Annotated in this window: 21 protein-coding genes; 10 read left to right on the forward strand and 11 right to left on the reverse strand. The window is 32.3% G+C overall.

The window, feature by feature from the left end; genetic code table 11:
- Positions 1-548 precede the first annotated feature (548 nt).
- The 5 genes from AAGU07_RS03235 to AAGU07_RS03255 all read left to right on the forward strand — a co-directional run bounded on the left by AAGU07_RS03235 (position 549) and on the right by AAGU07_RS03255 (position 5,710).
- Positions 549-1,001 (forward strand): hypothetical protein, encoded by a 453-nt coding sequence (locus tag AAGU07_RS03235; protein ID WP_342457777.1) that lies wholly within the window; start codon positions 549-551, stop codon positions 999-1,001.
- Between the two features lie 8 nt (positions 1,002-1,009).
- The gene (locus AAGU07_RS03240) at positions 1,010-2,455 is read left to right on the forward strand and encodes an amino acid permease (RefSeq protein WP_342457778.1); all 1,446 of its coding nucleotides are present in this window, start codon (positions 1,010-1,012) and stop codon (positions 2,453-2,455) included.
- 17 nt (positions 2,456-2,472) lie between these two features.
- Complete coding sequence (locus AAGU07_RS03245; protein WP_342457779.1) at positions 2,473-3,924, forward strand: amino acid permease; 1,452 nt, start codon at positions 2,473-2,475, stop codon at positions 3,922-3,924.
- A 12-nt stretch (positions 3,925-3,936) separates the two neighbouring features.
- Positions 3,937-5,352, forward strand: a complete 1,416-nt coding sequence (locus tag AAGU07_RS03250; RefSeq protein WP_342459335.1) for a peptide MFS transporter — start codon at positions 3,937-3,939, stop codon at positions 5,350-5,352.
- Between the two features lie 208 nt (positions 5,353-5,560).
- Positions 5,561-5,710, forward strand: a complete 150-nt coding sequence (locus tag AAGU07_RS03255) for a hypothetical protein (RefSeq protein WP_342457780.1) — start codon at positions 5,561-5,563, stop codon at positions 5,708-5,710.
- Positions 5,711-5,760: 50 nt separating this feature from the next.
- Here AAGU07_RS03255 and AAGU07_RS03260 read toward each other — a convergent pair whose 3' ends face one another.
- The 7 genes from AAGU07_RS03260 to AAGU07_RS03290 all read right to left on the reverse strand — a co-directional run bounded on the left by AAGU07_RS03260 (position 5,761) and on the right by AAGU07_RS03290 (position 12,377).
- Entirely contained in the window at positions 5,761-6,432 is a 672-nt protein-coding gene (locus AAGU07_RS03260) for a response regulator (protein WP_342457781.1), read from the reverse strand.
- 12 nt (positions 6,433-6,444) lie between these two features.
- Positions 6,445-6,780, reverse strand: a complete 336-nt coding sequence (locus tag AAGU07_RS03265; protein ID WP_342457782.1) for a hypothetical protein — start codon at positions 6,778-6,780, stop codon at positions 6,445-6,447.
- A 12-nt stretch (positions 6,781-6,792) separates the two neighbouring features.
- The gene (locus tag AAGU07_RS03270) at positions 6,793-6,972 is read right to left on the reverse strand and encodes a hypothetical protein (protein WP_048081232.1); all 180 of its coding nucleotides are present in this window, start codon (positions 6,970-6,972) and stop codon (positions 6,793-6,795) included.
- 129 nt (positions 6,973-7,101) lie between these two features.
- Positions 7,102-7,959, reverse strand: coding sequence for a methanogen output domain 1-containing protein (locus AAGU07_RS03275; RefSeq protein ID WP_342457783.1), 858 nt, complete (start codon positions 7,957-7,959; stop codon positions 7,102-7,104).
- 49 nt (positions 7,960-8,008) lie between these two features.
- The gene (locus tag AAGU07_RS03280; protein ID WP_342457784.1) at positions 8,009-10,432 is read right to left on the reverse strand and encodes a CHASE4 domain-containing protein; all 2,424 of its coding nucleotides are present in this window, start codon (positions 10,430-10,432) and stop codon (positions 8,009-8,011) included.
- A 267-nt stretch (positions 10,433-10,699) separates the two neighbouring features.
- Positions 10,700-12,136 carry a flippase gene (locus tag AAGU07_RS03285; protein WP_342457785.1) on the reverse strand — a complete coding sequence of 479 codons (1,437 nt, stop codon included), beginning with the start codon at positions 12,134-12,136 and terminating at the stop codon, positions 10,700-10,702.
- Between the two features lie 82 nt (positions 12,137-12,218).
- Entirely contained in the window at positions 12,219-12,377 is a 159-nt protein-coding gene (locus tag AAGU07_RS03290; protein ID WP_342457786.1) for a hypothetical protein, read from the reverse strand.
- Between the two features lie 640 nt (positions 12,378-13,017).
- Between AAGU07_RS03290 and AAGU07_RS03295 the strand changes: the two genes are divergently transcribed.
- Positions 13,018-13,425 carry a hypothetical protein gene (locus tag AAGU07_RS03295; protein WP_095652040.1) on the forward strand — a complete coding sequence of 136 codons (408 nt, stop codon included), beginning with the start codon at positions 13,018-13,020 and terminating at the stop codon, positions 13,423-13,425.
- A gap of 202 nt (positions 13,426-13,627) precedes the next feature.
- Here the strand turns inward: AAGU07_RS03295 and AAGU07_RS03300 are convergent, their stop codons facing one another.
- Entirely contained in the window at positions 13,628-13,825 is a 198-nt protein-coding gene (locus tag AAGU07_RS03300; RefSeq protein ID WP_342457787.1) for a hypothetical protein, read from the reverse strand.
- Positions 13,826-14,424: 599 nt separating this feature from the next.
- Here AAGU07_RS03300 and AAGU07_RS03305 point away from each other — a divergent pair.
- From AAGU07_RS03305 to AAGU07_RS03315, 3 genes are all read left to right on the forward strand, one after another.
- A complete protein-coding gene (locus tag AAGU07_RS03305; protein ID WP_342457788.1) occupies positions 14,425-14,643 on the forward strand; it encodes a hypothetical protein in 219 nt (72 codons plus the stop codon).
- 343 nt (positions 14,644-14,986) lie between these two features.
- Positions 14,987-15,331 (forward strand): PadR family transcriptional regulator, encoded by a 345-nt coding sequence (locus tag AAGU07_RS03310; protein ID WP_342457789.1) that lies wholly within the window; start codon positions 14,987-14,989, stop codon positions 15,329-15,331.
- Positions 15,332-17,407 carry a Coenzyme F420 hydrogenase/dehydrogenase, beta subunit C-terminal domain gene (locus AAGU07_RS03315; RefSeq protein WP_342457790.1) on the forward strand — a complete coding sequence of 692 codons (2,076 nt, stop codon included), beginning with the start codon at positions 15,332-15,334 and terminating at the stop codon, positions 17,405-17,407. It abuts the gene before it with no gap.
- Positions 17,408-17,464: 57 nt separating this feature from the next.
- Here AAGU07_RS03315 and AAGU07_RS03320 read toward each other — a convergent pair whose 3' ends face one another.
- From AAGU07_RS03320 to ahcY, 3 genes are all read right to left on the reverse strand, one after another.
- Positions 17,465-19,438, reverse strand: coding sequence for an ATP-binding protein (locus AAGU07_RS03320; protein WP_342457791.1), 1,974 nt, complete (start codon positions 19,436-19,438; stop codon positions 17,465-17,467).
- Positions 19,439-19,561: 123 nt separating this feature from the next.
- The gene (locus AAGU07_RS03325) at positions 19,562-20,176 is read right to left on the reverse strand and encodes a DUF2119 domain-containing protein (protein WP_342457792.1); all 615 of its coding nucleotides are present in this window, start codon (positions 20,174-20,176) and stop codon (positions 19,562-19,564) included.
- A 58-nt stretch (positions 20,177-20,234) separates the two neighbouring features.
- Positions 20,235-21,488, reverse strand: coding sequence for an adenosylhomocysteinase (gene ahcY, locus AAGU07_RS03330; protein ID WP_342457793.1), 1,254 nt, complete (start codon positions 21,486-21,488; stop codon positions 20,235-20,237).
- Positions 21,489-21,835: 347 nt separating this feature from the next.
- On the opposite strand from ahcY, the gene AAGU07_RS03335 reads away from it, so the two are divergent.
- On the forward strand, positions 21,836-22,300 hold the full coding sequence (locus tag AAGU07_RS03335; RefSeq protein ID WP_342457794.1) for a hypothetical protein: 465 nt from the start codon (positions 21,836-21,838) through the stop codon (positions 22,298-22,300).
- Positions 22,301-22,497 lie beyond the last annotated feature (197 nt).

Here is a 22,497-nt window from a genome sequence, read left to right on the forward strand (position 1 = left end):
ACACCACCTCTTATTTTGTTTAATTAATACAACGCTACTCATATAGAAATGTTTATATATTTAAAGTTTTACATTATACATTGACATGTAAAGTTGGGTACTTTCATGTTTGTTAATCACGCCCGTAGGGATAGGAGCGCCTCCATATATTTTTAACTCCTATTCCCTCTCCTCATTTTATAAATTAAACATAATAATTCTTAAAATAGAAATAAAAAGAATTTTACAGTTTTAAAGTCTTATTAATACTATTTATTGGTTATAAATGGATCTCTAACTGCCATTCACATAACTCATTGAAAATTATTAAAACAAAGCACCAAAATAGCTGTTATTTACATAAATTAGATATGATTAGTTTTTAATACATTAAATTTTTGCTTTTTGTGATTTATTTCGTATATAATTGATATTTATCTTTTTTAAAGACATTTTAGCTATTAAAAATAAATATCTACAAAACCGAAAAGATTATATATGTAAAATGTAAAATTTTACTTTAAAAATTAAAAGTGTATTAACTTGAGGAGAGTTGTGGAGTTGTAGTCATGAAAAAAGCCGTTTTTATATTAATAATAACAATTAGTTTTACAACAAATACACTGTTATCAATGGATTTTAGCTCTAATAATTCCTTTAACACATCTAAAGAAGTAAAAGTAAATGCACAAGTGACCTCCAAAGATCAAGAAATAAACAAATCCTTTCACAAAATTGCGTCTCTTAAATATGACGTTAAAAAATGCAACTGCAAACACAAATCCAATGCATTTGCAGATGTACTTACTAAAAAAGGAGCAAAAAATGTCTATTTAATAACAATAGAGCATGGACCCAGAGAATATTCACATATGGTAGTATCATGGGAAGGTAGAGTATATGATACTACAATAACACCTCCAGTTTATGGAATAGACGAAAAAGAATACCTAAATAAAATTAAAAAATACGGATTCACTGGTTTACAGGTTAAGGCCCCCTATTCCAGTAATAGAGGATAGTGGTAATAATGTGCAATTTGTTCCATAAAAAAGATATAGAAGAATGTTTGCACCTGGATACATGTAATCAAAAATTAAAACGTTCTTTAGGTTCAATAGGGCTTATTATAATGGGTATTGGTGCAATTGTTGGTGCAGGGATTTTCATAGTAACCGGAGTGGCCTCTGTAACTTCAGGTCCTGCGTTGATCTTATCATTTATAATTGCAGGTATGGCCTGCGGACTTACAGCATTATGTTATGCTGAAATGGCATCCATGATTACGGTAACAGGTGGGATATATACATACGCCCATGTAACAATGGGCGAAATATGGGCATGGATGATAGGCTGGACCGGAATACTCCAGTATATTATTGCAGCATCTGCAGTGGCAATAGGCTGGTCTTCCTACACTTCAGGATTCTTTAGTTCAATAGGATTCGCTTTACCAGATATAATAACAAGTTCTCCACTTACCGGTCCTGGATCAATTAATTTGCCTGCATTATTAATTGTAGCACTTTTAACAGGAGTACTTGTTCTTGGCGCAAAGGAAAGTGCTAAGGTTAATGCAGCAATTGTTGTAGTAAAACTCGCCGTGATCGCATTATTTATAATAGTAGGGGCCCAATTTATAAACCCTGTAAATTATCATCCATTTGCCCCTAATGGACTCACAGGAGTACTACAAGGAGCGGCAATGGTCTTTTTTGCATATGTTGGCTTTGATACAGTAGCTTCTGCAGCAGAAGAAACAAAAAATCCACAGAAAGCACTCCCAATAGGAATTATAGGGTCACTTGCAGTTTGCTCAATATTATACATTACTGTAACAGCCATAATGACTGGAATGGTTCCTTACACCATGTTTGAAGGAAGCGCAGCACCAGTTCAGATTGCACTTCAAAGTGTTGGGATAAACTGGGCAACAGCAATAGTTACAGTTGGAGCAATTGCAGGGCTTACAACAGTTATTTTAGTAAGCATGTTTGTTGTACCTAGACTTCTTTTTGCAATGTCAAGGGATGAATTACTCCCTAAAAGACTTACAAAAGTTCACCCAAAATTTAAATCTCCGATAACAAGCATCATACTTGTAGGCACTATATCTGCATTAATATCTGCTTTTTTACCACTGGAAGGGATTTTTGAACTAGTTAATATTTCAGCACTTACTGCGTTTATATTTCTTGCATTGTCTGTTATAATACTTCGAAAGCAGAGGCCAGACATCGAGAGAAAATTCAAATGCCCATTAGTCCCTGTAATACCAATTATTTCCATAATAGCCTGCTTAGGTCTAATTACACAGTTAAAACTTCTTACAATAGAAGTATTTGGAATATGGTTACTGGCCGGCTTAACATTCTACTTCACATACAGAAGATACAAGAAATACGCAGCCAATAAAAACAGTGATTTAATAAAACAGGGAAATTATGCAGTCACAGACGAACTTTCAGCAAAATAAAAGAATCCGGTAAAACTATGAACAGAAACATTTTCCGTAAAAAACCAATAAATGACCTAATTAACACAGATAACTCAACTAAATCATTAAAAAGATCTATAGGCCCATTAAGCTTAATTATTATGGGATTAGGTTGTATAATAGGTGCAGGTATCTTTATAATTACAGGTATTGCCTCAGCTAACTATTCTGGACCTGCACTGGTCTTATCATTTATTATTTCAGCAGTTGCATGTATTTTCACCGCATTATGCTATGCTGAATTTGCTTCCATGATTCCTATTTCAGGGAGCGTTTACACCTATACTTATGTTGCTATGGGGGAAGTATGGGCCTGGATGATCGGCTGGGTCTTAATATTTGAATATCTTATATCTGCTTCTGCAGTTGCAGTAGGCTGGTCTTCATACATCGTAGGCTTGCTAAACTCAACAGGATTCAACCTGCCCCAAATAATTACCAGCCCACCATGTACTGGATTAATTAATTTACCTGCATTCTTAATTATTGCACTTTTAACTGGAATACTGGTTTTAGGAGTCAAAGAAAGTACTCGCTTTAATGCAGTAATTGTTTTAATCAATATTTTCATTATACTGCTTTTTATCATAATTGGTGCTAATTTCATAAATCCTGCAAATTATCAACCTTTCATGCCTTATGGATGGACAGGAGTGCTTCAAGGAGCAGCAATGGTCTTTTTTGCATATATTGGTTTTGATGCCGTTTCCACTGCTGCAGAAGAAACAAAAAATCCCCAAAAAACACTGCCTATTGGAATTATAGGTTCTTTAATCATCAGTTCAATTCTTTATATTGCTGTTGCAGCAGTTTTAAACGGCATGGTTCCTTACAGCTTATTAAACAATGCCGCACCAGTTACATTCGCACTTGAAAAAGTAGGGGCTAACTGGGCTGCTTCAATAGTATCATTTGGAGCATTATTTGGGCTTACATCAGTACTGCTCACCAGCCTATTTGGACAAACAAGGATATTTTATTCTATGTCGAGAGATGGACTTTTGCCAGGTGTTTTTTCAAAGATTCACCATGATTTCCGCTCCCCAGTACTGAGCACTATAATTGTAGGGGCAGTAGCTTCAATTATCGCCGCCTTTTTACCGTTGAGCGTGATAATTGAGCTAGTTAATATTGGAACACTTTCAGCGTTTATTTTCCTTGCTTTATCCATAATCATTCTTAGAAAACAGCAGCCAGATATTGAGAGGAAATTCAAATGCCCTCTAGTTCCAGTAATTCCAGTTCTTTCCATAATATTCTGTGTGTTTCTTATTTTCCAGCTTTCAAGCACAACACTTGAAAGATTTGCGGTGAGTCTGGTCATTGGCTTAGCTGTATATTTTGCTTATGGATCTCGCAAAAGCAAATTAAGAGATAAAAAACCCGTTGAAACCAAAGATGAATCTTATTATGAACTTAAAGGTTACAGATTTTACAACAGTAAATGAGGAGGCTAAACTATTCTAAACAAACATCCTAAAGGACTTTATTCTCTATTTTTTACAGAAATGTGGGAGCGGTTCAGTTACTACGGTATGAGATCCATCCTTATACTTTACATGGTCAACGCTCTTCTTTACAATACTACATTTGCATCAACTATTTACGGATATTACACAGGATTAGTATATTTGACACCTCTTATTGGAGGATATGTGGCTGATAGATACTGGGGAAACCGTAAATCCACAATTACAGGAGGCATATTGATGGCACTGGGCCAATTTTCCCTTGCAGTAAGCAGCTATCTTTATGTGCCATCTATATCTCAGGGAGCCACATATTCCTCTTTTATTTTTAATAATCAAGGAATATCCTTTTTAATTGGTTTATCACTACTTGTAATAGGTAATGGATTTTTTAAACCTAACATATCCTCAATGGTGGGCTTCCTATATCCTAAAAATGATAACAGGAAAGATTCAGCATTTACTATTTTTTACATGGGTATCAACCTCGGAGCCCTCCTTTCCCCATTAATTGTAGGAGGGTTAGGAGATACAGGAAACCCTGCAGATTACATGTACGGTTTTTTAGCTGCAGGTGTAGGGATGATTATTGGCTTAATTATTTTCATATGGAGTAAAAATAAATACCTGGTAACTCCTGAAGGTAAAAGTGTTGGTTCTGTACCTTCCCATGACATAAAATGCCAAGAAAATTCCATTAAAAAGTTAACAAAAATAGAAAAAGATAGAACAGCAGTTATTGCTATTTTATCATTTTTTTCCATTTTCTTTTTCATTGCCTTTGAACAGTCAGGAGTATCACTTACCCTTTTAGCTGAACAACACGTGGACAAGGTAATTCCATTTTTAGGCAATATGCATTATTCTGCAAGCTGGTTTCAAACCATAAATCCGCTGGCGATACTGATACTGGCCCCAATATTTGCTGCATTATGGCCAGTGCTTAGAAAAAAAGGACATGAACCTCCAGTACCGCTGAAAATGGCAATAGGATTGATTATATTAGCCATAGGATTCACAGCCATTTTGCCCGCAGCCCAGATGCTCGACACTGGAACTCAAAATATAAGTCCGTTATGGCTTGTACTGGCTTATGTAATATTTACAGTGGGAGAGCTATGTTTATCTCCAATTGGATTATCCATGGTATCTAAATTAGCCCCACTTAAATTTACCTGTCTTCTTATGGCCACATGGTTTTTAGCAAGTTCAATTGGGGGTGTAATGGCAGGTTACATGGGCAGTTTATATCCATCCCCAACCAGGACTATGACAACTTTGTTAGGTACGCCCATTGATGGGTTTACATCATTTTTCATGATCTTCGTTGTTATATCTGCTGCTGCAGGTATAATTTTAATAATTACCAGCAAAAAGCTTTCAAAAATGATGCATGGGATTCAGTGACTTCACTGCATCCTTAATTTCAATTAGATCTTTTTCATTTGATCGAAAAGTTTAAATAGTTAAAATGTTACATTATACATTAAAGAGTAAACATTGGAATAAAATATCTAGTTGTAAATGTGGTAATATGTCATTAAAAACATTTTTAAAGTCATTCTGGATATTAATAGCGTACAAAATTAGGTAAATATAAAACAGGTGTTTTTCTGTGAATCAAACCCCAACAAAAACAAGTTCATCAGTAGCTTTTTTAGGTGAAACAAAAAAGAACATGCTTAAGGCAGCTGTTTTATTTATAGCAGTAATATATGTCTATTACTGTGCCATATATTCTATATACTGGTATTTAATAAAATAAGACTATTATTTTAAAGATATAAAAAAAATCAAGATAAAAATAAATGTAATTTATTTAGAAAACTCTAAACAAAGCTCGTCTCCCCTAGGATATACAACAACCTTATTTTCTTCTGAAATTGCATATTTCTGGGCAATATCAGTTAATAACTTATAAAAAGCAGCGTATGCAGCTTTATTATTTCTATCAGTGGATATATAAATATTTTTAAGCCCAATATCTATATTAAAAGGTCCAGTAAGTGATTCGCCTTCCAGTACACCTTCTTTAAATGAACCTTCATTTTCATCAAGGAAACGTGTAACATCGCGGTATATATCCTCAAAGTCCATTACTTTATCTTTTTGAACGCTGTGTTTATAAACAGCCATTTTAATATTGGCCTTTAATTCGCTGTCCTTATACGGTTTAAGTATATATCCATAGGGACATGTTTTTTCAGCCCTCGCAAGCATTTCATCATCTGCATATGCTGTAAGATAAATGATAGGGACATCATAGAGGTTGACAATGAACTCAGCAGTTTCTATCCCATCCATTGCCCCTTTAAGTACTATGTCCATTAAAACAAGATCGGGTTGTACCTTTTTGACGCTTTCAATTGCTTCTGCACCAGATGAGGCTAAATCTGTTACTGAGTATCCTAAATTTTCTAATTTCTTTTTTAATCCCATGGCCAGGATTTTTTCATCTTCAACTATCAATATTTTAGTTTCTGGCATTTTTACACCTTTTTACACGCCTCTTTTAGGTGTTATAAGCTCAAGGCAGATCTGTTCACCTTTAGGGTAAATAGTTGCAGTACCACCATATGCCTGGATAAACTTTTCAATAACTTTAGTTAAAACGCTGTAAACATTTTCGCTTTCTTGGGCGCACAAATAAGTTTTTTTAATCCCAACATCCAGACTAAATTCACCTAATTCTTCCATTACCCTGGATCCAATTATTGAATCTTTAATGTACTGTTCTTTTTCCTTTAAAAACTTGTTTACTTCATTAAAAATGTCTTCATCAACGGTTCTAGAGCTTAAATCTTCTGAAGTATTTTTTGTTTCATTTTCTGCCATGTGATCCCCTTCTTAATCAAAAATTTCCTTTTCGTCAACATTTAATTCTTCTATTTTTTGTTTACACCATTGATATAGCGCTTCTTCAGCTCCCCTCGACATTTTACCCTGCTTTTCTCCATAAGAAATTCTTGCCATTCTTCTAAACGCGATTTCTAACTCATCAGATATACATATAGTGATGCATCCCATGATATTCCTCTTTTTAATTTTTAATTCCATTAACAATTAATTCATTATTATATCCTTTATATTTAATAAATTTCATTTAAAGATTAAAAATTCAATTATATAAAAATTTCTATCTGATTTATCAGATATTTAACGAGTAGAATAAAATTTAAAAGAACACTTTGGGGAGTTGCTTGCTATGCTCGATATTCTGCAGACATTTCCTTGGATATTAATCCATTTAAAACTGCAGTTAACCATTGCATTGCAGTTAATGCAAAACACCTTATTTTTAACTGAATATTCACTCCATGAACAGTTGAAAAATTCTAAATACCAAGAATCATTTTCTGATCTTATTTTATTTTTAACACCAAAACTTGTAAAGAGATTGGATATCCATGAAAGGTAAGCTTCGAATAATAGAACGGTATCATCATCAGATATATCTAAATCCTTGTTTTTTAACTCCTTCTCAAACTCGGGTTTCATTTCTTCAAAGCTTTTTTCAAATGTTTTAAGAAGTGTGTTCTTGATGTCCATTTCACAGTACTTAGATTCATTCATACCTTGAATCATAAACTGATAATAATCATCCATAATTCTATTTTTAATCAATTTTTTCCTTTCAGTTTCTGCTTTATGTTTGTAAATGGCCATTTTAATGTTGGCTTTTAATTCGTTTAAATTGAAAGGTTTCAATAAATATCCGTAAGGTTCTGTTATCATGGCGCGTTCCAGAATTTCCTCATCTGCATATGCTGTAATATAGATAACTGGAATGTTGTAAAGGTTTATAATTTGCTGAGCAGCTTCAATACCATCCATAGGTCCTTTTAAAATTATATCCATTAAAACTAAATTAGGATTAGTTTTTTTAGCATTTTCAATTGCTTCCTTTCCTGAAGAAGCAATTCCAGTTACTGCATACCCTGCACTTTCCAGTTTACGCTTCATTCCAATAGCCAGAATTCTCTCATCTTCCACAATTAATACCTTAGCTTCCATTTTATCCCTTAAGTTAATTTATCCGATTAGTCAACACTGAGTTTAATTACTATATCCTTCTTTTATACTCCGGTTCTTTAAATACGATTACAAATTCAGTTCCATCACCTATATTAAGTTCTATATCCCCTTCAAGCTGTTTTACCAGTTCATTTACTAATTGAAGTCCCAATGAACTGGTATTTCTAAAGTCAATATTTTCAGGGAACCCCACACCATCATCGCTAACAATAAGTTTAAACTTATTAGAATCCATTTTTTCAAGCTTAACTAAAACAGTGCCTTCATCTCTATTTTTAAACGCGTATTTTAAACTGTTTGAAATAATTTCATTGACTATTAAACCCAGAGGTTGTACTGTTTCAATACTGAATAAGAAGTTACCTGTGTCAATTACAGATTTAATATTTCTTGAATCGGAATCATATGAATACATAAGATCATTTATTAAGCTCTTTATGTAACTTGTAAAATCAATATTGGAAATATCCCTTGATTGGTACATTTTTTCATGAATTAAAGCTATAGACTGGATACGGTTTTCACTTTCCCTGTAATTTTCAAGGGTCTTTTGGTCAGTGATTTCATCAGATTGAAGTTGAAGAAGGGTTGAAATTATCTGCAGGTTGTTTTTTACCCTGTGGTGTATTTCCCGAAGCAGTACCTCTTTTTCTTTTAGAGATGCCCTTATTTTATCTTCTGATTTTTTACGTTCTGTAATATCACGGTTAGTTTCAATAACAATATTTTTGCCGTGGGAATCTTGAATTAACTGCTGCCTGCTTTCCATGACGAGTTCTTCGCCGTTTTTAGTTGTATGAATTAATTCCCCCGTCCACATATCATATTTATCTAATTTTTCCATAAAATCATCCAATCCTTGCGGATGCTTAGTTTTAAGCAGTTCATGGCTAATTTTACCAATCGCTTCTTCCTTACTGTATCCATAAAGCCTTTCAGCACCCCTATTCCACGATAATATGCCCTCTTCAAAACTCCATGAAAAAATAGCTTCATATGAAATATCTAATAAAGCAGCATGCCTTTTTAAGTTTTCTTCTGCTTTTTTACGATCAGTAATATCTATAAACGATATTAAAGCCTGTTTGGTTTCAGGAATAAAACCAAATGTTGCAAATAAATCCTTAATATTCCCATTTTTAGTTTTTAACTGGACTTCATAACTATTAAGTGTGTTTTTATCTTTAAATTCATTGAAGCTATGGTGGTTTTCGATTTTATCCAGCTGATCTTTAACCACGAAATCCATTAAATTTTTTTTATTTTCAATTTCACCCTTTAAAAACCCTGTCATTTTCTCAAATTCATCATTTACAAGATTTATGGCCATACCTTCCCCTATTATAACCATTGCAGTGCCTGTATTTTCAAATATCATCCTGTATTTTTCTTCGCTCTTTTCTAAATTAGAATTAGATTCCTGAAGAGATCTTAACATATTATTTACAGAAGTCGATAAATCAGCTACTTCATCGTTACCTAAAACAGGTACTCTTTTAGATAAATCATTCTTTTTACCTATTCCAGTAATGCTTTCTATTATTTGGTCCAGCCTGTACAGAACATTTTTATCAAGGTAATATGTGATAAACATGGCCGCCAGTAAACCCATTATAATTAAAGACAGTATAAGATAGAAAATAGCGTTTTCATAATCATTGTTAATAAACCTAGGCAATTCAACTTTTAAAACAAGATCAGAGCTGCCATTAACTCCTTTTAAAAGACTGTATCCTGCAATGGAGTCATGGCTTAAATTAGTTACATAAACAGGTGTTTCATTTGATAAATGTGACATGGCATTTAAAAAATCAGAGGGTGCATCTGTATCATTAACTGGTTGAACAGAAACAAGCCCACTGTTAGAAAGACTGCTCAACATATCCTGATTTAAAAATCTTCCCATAATTAGAGTTCCGTGTGATGGGCCTTCCCCATTGCTCTTTAAAACAGGATTTGAAACAACTATCATAGGGATTCCATTAATAATTATAATCCCAGATAAACTTTTATTATTGTTTGTATTCAACATTAAGCCACTATTTTTTAGACTTTGAGTCATATTAGAATATATTTGTATCTCTTTCTGGCTTGTTCTATTATATGCTTCTGCATAAACTATTTTACCGTCATTATTTGCAAATAATATAAAATCAATATTCAATTTTAAAAACGCATCATTAACAAGTGTTTTATTTAAAAAGTTAGGATTATAGCCATTAACATAGTAATAAGCATCATCCCAGCTTGACCAATCATTTGCACTGTTATTTAACGATTCTAAACTATTATTTAATGAATTAAGAGTGTTATTCAGTACCAGCTTGGTATAACTATTTTCACTTTCAGAGGAACTGCCTACAAATATCAGCTCTGAAATTATAAAGAAACTAACAGTTAAAGATAGGATTATAACTGCCATGAGTATCAGAGTCTTTCCACGTAATTTCATTTAAGCACTGCCTTTTTTCTATGAAATAATAAATCCTAACTTTTATTTTTAATTTAGTTTTCTCTTTTAAATTCATTTACATTAGATCTTGAGATTAATTTTTTATATAGAAAACTTTAAATATACTAACGTTTAACTTTTAATTGTACCATAAATTAGTTGATCCTATTGGTTTGATATGGGGATGTGATATTTTATTCACCTTCATTTGATCCACCTTTTACCCCATATCAACTAAAGGCCGATTATTATATAATTTTTAAACAATTATTTACCTCCAGTTCCGTACATTTTCTTAAAAATAATTAAATCATTCTTATCAAAAATTTTAGTGAAATTAAGGGCTGTTAAATAAATAATAAATCCACATAAAGCTGTTATAACTAAATTAAAATCTTTTAAACAATACACCACAAAAACCATTGCTAAATTGGATAAAATTATTTTTGGCAGATCTCTAAATAAAGATCTATCCACAAAATTTGTTTTAGAAAGAGTATACAACATAAAAAGCAGTACTGAAATATCTGTAACTACTGTAGTAACAGATGCGCCAATGAAACTAAATTTATGTATCAATAATAGCCCTAATAATACATTCAGGACTATTCCAACAGTAGTTATTTTAATTACTGTAAGTTGCCTGTTGATTGATCCTAAAAGATTTGCAGAGATCCCACTTACAGAAACTAAGGTAAGTGTCCACACCAAAATCTGAAGAGCTGAAGCAGAAGGACTATATGCATCTCCATATACTGCAGTCACAATTTGAGGGGCCATTAAAGAAATAAAAAGGGTTACTGGTAAACATATGATTAGAGTGTACTTGAAGGAACGCTCATAAATAAATTTAAGTGAATTTTCTGATTTTTTATAATAAATAGACATGACAGGGAAAACAGCGACCATATAAACTGAATAAAGGGATAAAAAGAAATATATAAGTTTATTAGGTGCACCGTAGAACCCCACTGCTTCTTTACCCGCCACTGCAGAAAGAATTATGGAAGGTATCCATATAAACAACGTGAGGAAAATTCCAGATAAAGCAAATGGAAGCGCTTCTTTTATGGTCGGTTTCCAGAAAGAAAGATCAAATTCTATTTTAGGCAGATCATACCTTCTGATATAAATGATAAACATGTACGCCAGAACAAGAACATTTCTAACTAGATAAATAGATGCAAGCGCAACAACGTCCCATGAAAGACTTATTGCAGCAACCACTGCTGCAAACATAAATATGTTGTCAAACCCTGTGGCAATTGCCTGGTGTTCCATTTGCTGGTAAGCTTGAAAAACTGAAAAGAAAGTTGTAAAAAAAGAACTTATCACAATAGCAAGCGTAATCAAAATGATAACAATTGTTGTTTTGGGATTATAACCCATTAAGACAGTTGCTATTAAAATATAGATAAGAGCAATAACTGAAAAAACAGCTTTCATAGATACAGTATTTCCAATATATTTAGCTGCTAATTTTTTATCCTTTGATACTTCCCGCACGGTTAGCATTCCAAGTCCTAAATCTGTGAAAATTCCAAATAATCCAGTAAATGCAATTGCAACGGATAAAATTCCAAATTCTCCAGGTCCCAGATATCTTGCCATATACATTAAAGCAAAAAAATAGGCCACATAACTTATAATACTGGCTATAACCAAAAAAAATGTATTCCTGGCTATTTTTTTCGTTACACCCATAAAGTATACACCATACTTACAAATTAATTTTTATGCCGTTTTAAAAACTATTTAATTTACAATATGAGTCTAAAATTGTATCTTAATTTATGATATCAATATTGTATACTATTTCTTTATAGGGACCTAAACTACTGTTTTCTACAAAAATTAGCTTAGTTTTTCCAGTTTTAAGGGTTTTAAAAATAATACGTTCTTTATCCAGGAAAGAACCAATTTTAGGACCAGTAATTCGTTCCAATTTAGTCATTCTTAAATAATTATCATTGAATATTTTAATCCAGTGGTTACCACAATTAAGGGAAATATCTAACTCAATTTCAAATTTTTCATTTAATTTTAGGGTTTTTTCGATAATTTCAGTAGGTATATCACTTTTATCAAAATCAATTCTATTTCTTAACTTTATAACTTGAATAAAACTTCCCCCCTTGAAACAGTGCTAATTCTTTTCATGTTTAAATTAAAATGTAACATTTAATATATTTAAAATTTGTGTTTTTAGAATGAATTTTGAGGATTAATATATAAAGATCACTATTCAACATAACAGTACCATATTCTTTGTTTAAGGTATTTTTGGTAAAATTTAAATGATAAATACAAATAATCAGCATACACCAAATATAGCTTAATAAAATTAGTATTAATAAGTTAATTTTATTAAAATATGGTTTTAAAGGCTCTTTTAATTTTAATCTAAATCTTAAAATAATAGAAAACTTTATATGTTTAAAATGTTACATTATACTTTGACATGTAAATTGGTACATGCATATTTAAATCCAGATTCAGTTGGATAGGGTTGCCTCTCCCTATCAAACCCTATCCAATCCCCTTGAGAAAAAAATAAGTCTTGATTAAGTAAAAAAGGTGAAAATATGGATAAAAAATCAATTATGGTTTTAACTGTTTTATTTGCAGTTTTTGTTGGATTCCAGTTTGCAGAACCTGCAGCAGCTGCAAAAGTAGTAGACCACGGTGTTTCTTATAAGTGGGACAAAACACAGGGTATGTGGAGACAAAACACATGGACAACATACCAGTACAATAACGATTTCGTGAAAACTGTAGTTGTTACCCGCTGGAAATTTGACTCAAAATACACATATGGATACAAAAATACCATCACCCTTGCAAAAGTAAGCAAAGACACCATAAAAATTAGAGATGTACAGGATATTCTAGAACCTTCTGTTTACTCGTTAAATTACAAAAAAACAAAATTAACCGCATCACAATACTACTGGAGAGTTTACAGGGCAAAACTCTTTAATTGGTACGAGTAAAAACCAGTAACTCAATAAATTATTTTTTTTTAATTTTCAAATTACAGAGTTAAAAAGAAGAGTATAACCATAAATAATCATTATTCAAGATAATACAGAATTTAACTCTTAAAAATATTACCAGGGACTCATTAAGACACATAATTGTAATCCTTTAAAAAAATAGATAAATATTTAAGTTTTTAAGCAATAATAAACATTATTATATAATATAAAGAAGTGAAAGCATGAATAAAAATATACTTGCAGCTTTAATGGCATTATTTGTATTATTTGTTGGCCGTAAGAAACTTCGTTTCTTGGGCCCCAAAAATTCATTAAATTTTTGAGGGTTTCCAGTTTGCAGAACCAGCAGCAGCGGTAAAAGTAGTAGACCACGGCACAATTCAATATAGTGCATGTGAAAAAATAACCTGGAAAGCGTATCAATATCAAAAAAATGGCAAAATAAACAACAATTTCATAAAAATATACATAAATTACTGGACAAAAAACCCTAAAACTAAAAAATACTATATCGAAATCCATGAGATAGATACCATTGCAAAAGTCAGCAAAAACAGCGTTAAAATTACAGACTGGAACGATGGTGTAGATGGAGGCACAACTGTTAATTATGCTAAAACAAAATTAACAGCAGTACAGTACTACTGGAGAATATTTAGGCACGAATTAACAAAAAGCTAGTGACTCAATAAAAATCTTTATTTATTATATAATAATATAGAGGCGAAAACATGGATAAAAATATATTTGCAGTTTTAATAACTTTATTTGTAGTCTTTGTTGGCCGTAAGAAACTTCGTTTCTTGGGCCCCAAAAATTCATTAAATTTTTGAGGGTTTTCAATTTGCAGAACCTGCAGCAGCGGTAAAAGTAGTAGACCACGGCACCAAATATGGATGGAGCGGTCAAGATGGTGCATGGGAAAAAATAACATGGAAAGCATATCAATATCAAAAAAATGGCAAAATAAACAACAATTTCATAAAAATATACATGACTTACTACACTAAAAATCCTAAAACTAAAAAATACGTTGTCGCATTTCATGATACATTCACCATTGCAAAAGTCACCAAAAACAGTGCTAAAATTACAGACTGGAGCGACACAGGAATAGGTCCAGCCGTAAGCGTGGATTATGAAAAAACAAAATTAACCGCGGCACAATACTACTGGAGAGTATTCAAGCACGAGATTACAACCATTGGATAATTATAACTTTTTTATTTCTATAATATTTTTTTCATTTTAGCTGTTTTTAGTTCTAAATATCTCAATCTAAAAAATCAAATTTAATTAATCTTATATCTACTTCTAAATTATTTGATCTAAAATAATTTCAACAAATAAAGAAAAATAAGTATTTAATTCTTGAATTAAACAATTATTTTATCCAAATTGACTGTAAATCTGTTAAAATCATAATTTTATAATTTTAAAAATATTACTTATCTTCAATTTTAAGTCTCAACAATATTTTTATATACTATGTAGCACCAAGTATCATGTACCACATAGATTATTGTACTACAAAGTATTGCGAGGAATATATAAAATGAGCCGCATATCCAAAAGATTCGAGACTGAAATGAGGAGAGGAGCCATACAGATTGCTGTAATGTGTTTACTCGAAAAAGAACGTTATGGGTATGATATAACTAAAAGCCTCAAAAATTCAGAGCTTAAAATTGAAGAAGGCACTTTATACCCTCTTCTTAAACGTCTCGAAAATGAAAAACTGCTTTCCAGCCGTTGGGACACTGCAGATTCAAGACCACGGAAATATTATCAAATAACAGAATACGGCAGAGAAGTTCGAAAAAACTGGCTGGAATTTTTTAAATCAATAAACACGAATGTTGAACAATTTGAAATTAATATGGATTCTAAAGGTGACTGAATGTACATTAACAACTATATAGATAAAGTAACAAAGAATATGAGTCCAAATCAGCAAAAAGAAGTGGGTGAAGAACTTAAATCCCATATTTTAGACATTGCAGATGCAATAGCATCTGCAAAAAATGTAGAAGTTGATGAAACTATAATTCGCGAAGCAATTTTAATGATGGAACCTCCAGAAAAACTGGCCAAAATGTATCCAAAAAGCCAGATAAATAAAGAAAATATCTGGAAACTTGAAAAAATAGTTGGAAGTGACATGTGTGCTAAATGTGGTACATGTACTGTAATTTGCCCAAATAACATACTTACCTTTGAAGGCAGACCTCAACTAACAGAAGAATGTTTGCGAAACGGCCATGGAATGTGCTTTGAGGTTTGTCCAAGGGTTTCATCCGGAAAATATCAGATAAAATTAAGGGAAAAATTTGAAAAAGACCTTTATTATGGAAGGGGATCATCTGAAGGACAGGACGGCGGCGCAGTAACCGCCTTTTTAAAACATCTCCTCCAGGTAAAAAAGATAGACGGTGCCATTGTAGTTGGTGATGAATACTGGAAACCTGTTTCATTAATAGTTCAAAGTGCTGATGATTTACTTAAAACATCAAAATCTAAATATGCAATATCCACCCTTGAAGCGCTGAAAACAGCAGGTGAAATGGGCCTCGAAAAAGTAACAATTGTTGCACTACCCTGCCAGATAAACGGGCTTAGGAAACTTCAGTATTTCCCATACCTTGCAAAGCATGAAGAGGAACTTGGAAGAACAGGTAAACCTGTAAAAATTCCAAAAATTGAGTACCTAATAGGACTTTTCTGTACAGAAAAATTTGACTATGGAAACATGAAGGGGATATTAGAAGAAAATAATATAAAAATGGAAGATGTTGAAAAATTCAACGTTAAAAAAGGCAAACTTCTGGTATATACAAATAGAGAAGAGAAAAAAATAGATTTAAAGAAAATAGAGCTCTGTGCAGGCTGTAAAATGTGCAAAGATTTCGATGCTGAGCTTGCAGATGTTTCAATTGGTTCTGTTGGAAGCCATAATGGATATTCAACCATCATAATAAGGACCAAAAAAGGTGAGGAAATTAAAAACGCTTTAGATCTTCAAAAAGGTGTAGAAGTTGAAGAAATTGAAAAACTTCAGGGCTTCAAACAAAAAAGGTTCCAGAAAGAAGTAAATAAAAGAAAGGAAAATGATGAATATATATCCTTTTACTGGGCTTCAGATTATGCAGGTGTTTCAAAAAGAGCTGATGGAACTTATTTCATCAGGATCAGGGCAAAACCAGCTGGATGGTACACCACAGAAGAAATAAAAGAAGTTGCAGACATAGCAGAAAAATATAATGCCAGGATCAAGTTAACAAATAGAGGGGCATATGAACTCCACGGCATAAATGGATTTGATATTGAGGATGTTGTTACTAAACTCAATGAAATTAACCTTGTAACTGGTTCAGAAGGTCCGCTTGTCAGGGCAACACTTGCCTGTCCAGGTAAAGAAAACTGCGGCAGCGGACTTATAGATACAACTAGAATATGTGAGATTATAGAAGATAAATTCAAAGAGAGACCTACCCCCTACAAATTCAAAATTGCAGTGAGCGGATGCCCAAATAAATGCATGAGGCCACAGATACATGATACAGGAATAGCAGGTATAAAATTCCCAGAAACTAATGAAAATGAATGTAACGGCTGTGGAAGATGTTCAGAAGTTTGTAAAGTTGAAGCCATTAATATCAGGGGAGACACTTCTTATACCAACTATAATATCTGTGTTGGCTGTGGAAAATGTTTAAATGCGTGTCCGCACAAAGCAAGGGAAGTTAAAGAAGAAGGATTCATGCTTTATATAGGGGGCAAAGCTGGAAGGGAGCTGGTTGAAGGTGTCAGCACTAAAGTTAAAAGTATTGATGAAATAACAGACTACATAGATAATGTTCTCAAGGTTTACGATAAATACGCTGATAAACCGCAAAGAGAGCGGCTAGCTGCAACCATGAAAAGAATTGGCCAGACAAAATTCATTGAAGAGGTTAGAAAAAGCATTGAAAATTAAATTTTTTTTTCTTTTCTAAACTTTTTTAAAAGATATCCTGTTAGCATCCTCTCTTTTTTAAGAATTTAGATGGTTGATTGGAATCGTGAAATAAAAGGTTGAACCTAAACCATATTCAGATTCAACCCAAATTTTCCCTCCATGGCGTTCAACGATCCGTTTACAGATTGCAAGACCAATACCTATCCCCCTATACTCATCAATTGTATGTAACCGTTTGAAAATATCAAAAATTTTGTTACTGTACTGTTTTTCAATTCCAATTCCATTATCAGAGACTGAAAATATATATTCCTTCTTTTTTGTATCTAGATGTGCCAAAATGTTGATTTTTGGCTGTTTTTCTGGATTTTTAAATTTAATGGCGTTTCCTATAAGATTCTGGAATATCTGAACCAATTGTCTAGAATCAGCAGTTATAGTAGGAAGCCGTTCATGAGTTATCTCCGCTTCATTTTCATCAATTAACCTTTTAAGATTAGATAAAACAATATCAATGGTTTCATTAACATCTGTCGGTTGAAAGTTTTCACCTTTTCCAACAAGAGAATATTCCAGTAAACCCTGAATCATCTCCTTCATCCTCATTGCTCCATCAACAATGAAATCAATATATTCATCAGCATTACTATCCAGTTTACCTTTATAACGTCGCCCCAATAACTGTGAAAAACTTGCAATACTTCGAAGTGGTTCCTGTAAATCATGAGATGTAATGAAAGTGAACTGCTGAAGTTCGTAATTGGAACGCCTTAGTTCCTCTACGAGTTCTTTGAGTTTATTTTGAGCTTCTTTACGTTTCGTTATGTCAGTATTAATCTCTAAAAAACCCAAAGGTGGACCATTTTCATATTTTTGTAGTGACCATCTACTCAATACTGTAATAATCTCACCATTTCTTTTTTTATGTTTTAATTCCCCATCCCATTGCCCATACTTTAAAACATCCTTCTGAATATTATCTAAAGGTTCAGGGTATTCCGACTGCAACAAGTCATGGGTAACTTTTCCCAGTGCTTCTTTCATACTCCAACCATAAGTTTCTTCAGATCCTTTATTCCAGAATGTAATTTCATCGTTCATGTTGCGGACAAAAATAGCATCATGGGTAAGGTTTATTAACTCAGCTTGCATTTTAATATTTTTTTCTGCCATCTGACGACTTATATCACTTTTATAAATTGACTGGACACTTAACCAGACTAAAATTACTAAAATTAAGATAGTAAAAAATATGGTAATCGCAGTTCCAAATTCAGCATCATATAATCCCATATGTTCCCCCAAAAGTTTTAACCAACCTAAAATCAAAGGAATAATAATGATACTAGGTAATATTCTCCGTGCGAAAACACCAGCAAGCCCCTTGCTTGTTAATATTTTCATAAAGCCTTTATCTGGACGAGAAGCAATAATTGCCAGAAAAATAAGGAATAACATAACAGACCCATAAAGAGATGGTGCTGTTGTGTTCAAAATAGGATAAATTGTTGTTTGATAAAGATATCCTAAAACAATGAGAAATGATACAAAGCCCACAAGAATAATTAATAACTGAAAAATATGAAAATTTCCCTTTTCTTTCTTATCAATCGTTAAAAGGGAAATACTAATTAATAAGAAGCTTGAAACCGCAACCAATGACATCCTGTTTAAAGCTCCCGTTTGGAAAGCACCATGAGGTTCCCTAAATAATATCTGATCTATACCTAAATTAATACCAGATATATACTCAAAAAGAGTAAAAGATCCAATTAACAAAATAATTAAAGATAATATTCGTGCAATTAAAATATTACGCGAATTTACTCGTTTTTCTTGCAAAAACCATATGATTATACCAATAAGAAGAAAAGAAAACGCAGTGTTAGATTTAATAGTAGAAAAATCAGAACCTGGAGTTTTAAGAATTTCAATATTAAATGCCCATCCAATAAGGAATAAAATACTGATCAAAATGATAAAAATACTTAAAATTTCAGAAAATGCCCGTAATTTAGACATATATTGATTTTGAAGATTTGAATTCATTTTAAATCACCCACCCATATAGTAATAATATATTTTTATAAATTATTAATTATTGGGAATCTGTGATCCTGAATCAATATCTCAAAAAAAATAAATTTTAAGTGATTTAAAGCTCAATAAACATTATAGTGGAGGATATCCATCCCAGTAAAGCTCAACAGCATATTTTGCTGCAGTTTTAACCTGTTCGGGATAATCTGCCCTCAGCCTATCAAGCAATTCATATTTATCCTTCGAGCCTGCAACAGCCTTCATTACATTCAAATAAACCTCAAGAGATTCAATTGAATAGTTACATGGAATTTCAAGTGTTATACAAACATCCCATTCTTTAAATAAAGATGTTCGAATGTAAGGGGATGTTGAACCTATTAAAACACCTTTTTCAAGGTGTATAAGCGGAGGAACACCAGTACTTTCCTTTCTGTTTAAATTTGTTAACTTGCTAAAACTGTTTGAGTTATAACAGTGGAGTTCAACATACATTTCAGGTTTAATGTCCCTAATTATAGATATGATCTCCTTACCTCGCTCAGAACCATAATAATGCCTGTCAAGTGTGCTGATATAGGGGCTCTTATCAAAATTGTACATCGTAAGGTTGCCGTTTTTAACATCATTTTCAGAAATGTTAGAAAGGGCATCTATAGTTGTAAGTCCTTCTTTCCCGTGGACTCCTCCAATAAAAAGACGTACAGGATTATCTCCTTTATTTATTATCTTTTTAAAGACCACCATCTGTTAAACCTGCTAAAATTAGATTCAAATTATAAAAAATAAAAAATAAGGAAAAGTTTTAGGTTCCTTCTTCCCAATTTGCAAGATATTCAGACTGTCTTGGGCTTAATTCATCTATTTCAATATTCATTGCCTTTAATTTTAGTCTAGAGACTCTATCATCAATTTCATCTGGAGCTTTATAAACTTTGTTTTCTAATTTAGCCCCTAAAAGATGTTTAGCCGATAATGCCTGTACTGCAAAACTCATGTCCATAATTTCTGCTGGATGGCCCTGGCCGCGTTCTCCTGCTAAATTAACAAGCCTTCCATCTGCAAGAAGATAAAATTCCCTTCCGTCTTCCATAACAAAGCCTTCAATATCTGGTTTTAACTGTTCATGTTTAACAGCCATATCCATAAGATCGCCCTTGTTTATCTCTACGTTGAAATGCCCAGAATTTGCAAGTATACAACCGTCTTTCATATTTTTAAAGTGTTCCTTTGTAACTACGTCTATATCTCCAGTAACAGTTAGAAGAAGATCTGCATATTTAACTGCTTCTGCCACTTTCATTACACGGTATCCGTCCATTCTTGCTTCTAAAGCTCTTATAGGGTCTATTTCAGTTACAATGACATTTGCACCTAAACCATTTGCCCTCATTGCGATACCTCGACCGCACCAGCCGTATCCACAAACAACAACAGTTTTACCTGCAATAAGGACATTTGTTGAACCCATTATCGAATCAAATGTTGATTGTCCAGTTCCATATCTGTTATCAAATAAATATTTGGTATATGCATCATTTACAGCAATAACTGGGAATTTTAATGCTTTATCTTCGGCCATAGCCTTAAGTCTGTGAATTCCAGTGGTGGTTTCCTCACATGCACCCATTATATTTTCGATAAGTTCTGGCCTTTCCTTATGTACCAAAAATATCATGTCTGCCCCATCATCAATTAAAATGTCCGGTTCATGATCAAGTACTTTATGGATAGTTTCATAGTATTCTTCTGTGGTTTCTTCTCTCCAGCCGTACATATTAAGGCCCATAGCTGCCCCTGCAGCTGTAGCATCATCTTGAGTTGAAAGAGGGTTACATCCGGTCATTGCAACTTCAGCACCGCCTGCTAAAAGCGTTAATCCTAAATTTATAGTTTTTGGTTCTAAATGTAAGCATGAAGCTATTGTAATTCCTTTGAATGGTTTTTCTTTTTCATATTCTGATTTTATATGCTCTAAAACAGGCATATGCCTTTGTACCCAATCTATTTTTTTCTTACCTTCTGGTGCAAGTGAAATATCTTTTACATCATAACTCATTTTTTCACCATTAAATATTGGTCGTGCTTAAAATTAACGTTATTTTATTATAATATATGAATTTTCCAATCTACAAATATATAACCAATTATATTTAAACTTACTTTGGTATTAATATAAATACCTAACTTAAAATGCATAATTAAAATGCAAATAAATCTTAATGATACTTTAATTTCATTATTAGACATTTAAATCTGTTAATAAATAAATATTTAATATATCCATGATTATTATACAAGATAATTAATAAAGAACATGTTAAAATTAATAATATTTTATATTATGCAGCAGAATTGGCTAACTATTAACAATGTTTATATAATGATTCTTTCTAATTTTTAAACATGGAAAATCACGAAGAAATTCTGGATCCAGGAGTATATTATGAACAACTTCAGGGAATGTACATTGAAGAGTCTGATCTGAATTTATCCACCGATTTTGAAGCACGAACAACATTGGTTAAACTAAATAGACTTCAAAGTGATGTTTCAAAATTAAAGCATAGTGTATCTCAAGACATGAGAACCATAAGAAATTTGTATTTAGATGATTCCATAATAGAGAAACCTAAAGTCCTTGGCATATTCGGTGGGGGGAAAAAATTAAGCGCTACAGAAAAAAGAAAAAAAGTGGAAAAAGAACGTGAAAATAACCTTACTCCATATAAAGAAGTTATAGATATGATCGATGATTATATACTCCAGATTGAAGACCTTAAAAAATACATCGAAGACGAGGTCTTAGAAACATATTCGCGAATTCCAAAAACTATAAGAAAAATCTCTAAAGCTGATCTGAATAAGTAAATATTTCAATTAACTTTAAAAGATTATAAAACTACTTTTTAATATTAAAATCACATAACAAGTAATCTTTCACTTATTTAAAAGATTATAAAACTACTTTTTAATATTAAAATCACATAACAAGTAATCTTTCACTTATTTAAAAGATTATAAAACTACTTTTTAATATTAAAATCACATAACAAGTAATCTTTCAC

It is taken from the genome of Methanobacterium sp. (assembly GCF_038562635.1).
In the GTDB taxonomy this organism is placed as follows: domain Archaea; phylum Methanobacteriota; class Methanobacteria; order Methanobacteriales; family Methanobacteriaceae; genus Methanobacterium_D.

Excerpts from the sequence above, each read along its gene's own strand:
- AAGU07_RS03235 (WP_342457777.1), top strand. The coding sequence starts at position 549 with ATGAAAAAAGCCGTTTTTATATTAATAATAACAATTAGTTTTACAACA.
- AAGU07_RS03240 (WP_342457778.1), top strand. The coding sequence starts at position 1,010 with ATGTGCAATTTGTTCCATAAAAAAGATATAGAAGAATGTTTGCACCTG.
- AAGU07_RS03245 (WP_342457779.1), top strand. The coding sequence starts at position 2,473 with ATGAACAGAAACATTTTCCGTAAAAAACCAATAAATGACCTAATTAAC.
- AAGU07_RS03260 (WP_342457781.1), bottom strand. The coding sequence starts at position 6,432 with ATGCCAGAAACTAAAATATTGATAGTTGAAGATGAAAAAATCCTGGCC.
- AAGU07_RS03265 (WP_342457782.1), bottom strand. The coding sequence starts at position 6,780 with ATGGCAGAAAATGAAACAAAAAATACTTCAGAAGATTTAAGCTCTAGA.
- AAGU07_RS03270 (WP_048081232.1), bottom strand. The coding sequence starts at position 6,972 with ATGGGATGCATCACTATATGTATATCTGATGAGTTAGAAATCGCGTTT.
- AAGU07_RS03275 (WP_342457783.1), bottom strand. The coding sequence starts at position 7,959 with ATGGAAGCTAAGGTATTAATTGTGGAAGATGAGAGAATTCTGGCTATT.
- AAGU07_RS03280 (WP_342457784.1), bottom strand. The coding sequence starts at position 10,432 with ATGAAATTACGTGGAAAGACTCTGATACTCATGGCAGTTATAATCCTA.
- AAGU07_RS03285 (WP_342457785.1), bottom strand. The coding sequence starts at position 12,136 with ATGGGTGTAACGAAAAAAATAGCCAGGAATACATTTTTTTTGGTTATA.
- AAGU07_RS03295 (WP_095652040.1), top strand. The coding sequence starts at position 13,018 with ATGGATAAAAAATCAATTATGGTTTTAACTGTTTTATTTGCAGTTTTT.
- AAGU07_RS03300 (WP_342457787.1), bottom strand. The coding sequence starts at position 13,825 with ATGCACTATATTGAATTGTGCCGTGGTCTACTACTTTTACCGCTGCTG.
- AAGU07_RS03305 (WP_342457788.1), top strand. The coding sequence starts at position 14,425 with ATGACTTACTACACTAAAAATCCTAAAACTAAAAAATACGTTGTCGCA.
- AAGU07_RS03310 (WP_342457789.1), top strand. The coding sequence starts at position 14,987 with ATGAGCCGCATATCCAAAAGATTCGAGACTGAAATGAGGAGAGGAGCC.
- AAGU07_RS03315 (WP_342457790.1), top strand. The coding sequence starts at position 15,332 with ATGTACATTAACAACTATATAGATAAAGTAACAAAGAATATGAGTCCA.
- AAGU07_RS03320 (WP_342457791.1), bottom strand. The coding sequence starts at position 19,438 with ATGAATTCAAATCTTCAAAATCAATATATGTCTAAATTACGGGCATTT.
- AAGU07_RS03325 (WP_342457792.1), bottom strand. The coding sequence starts at position 20,176 with ATGGTGGTCTTTAAAAAGATAATAAATAAAGGAGATAATCCTGTACGT.
- ahcY (WP_342457793.1), bottom strand. The coding sequence starts at position 21,488 with ATGAGTTATGATGTAAAAGATATTTCACTTGCACCAGAAGGTAAGAAA.
- AAGU07_RS03335 (WP_342457794.1), top strand. The coding sequence starts at position 21,836 with ATGGAAAATCACGAAGAAATTCTGGATCCAGGAGTATATTATGAACAA.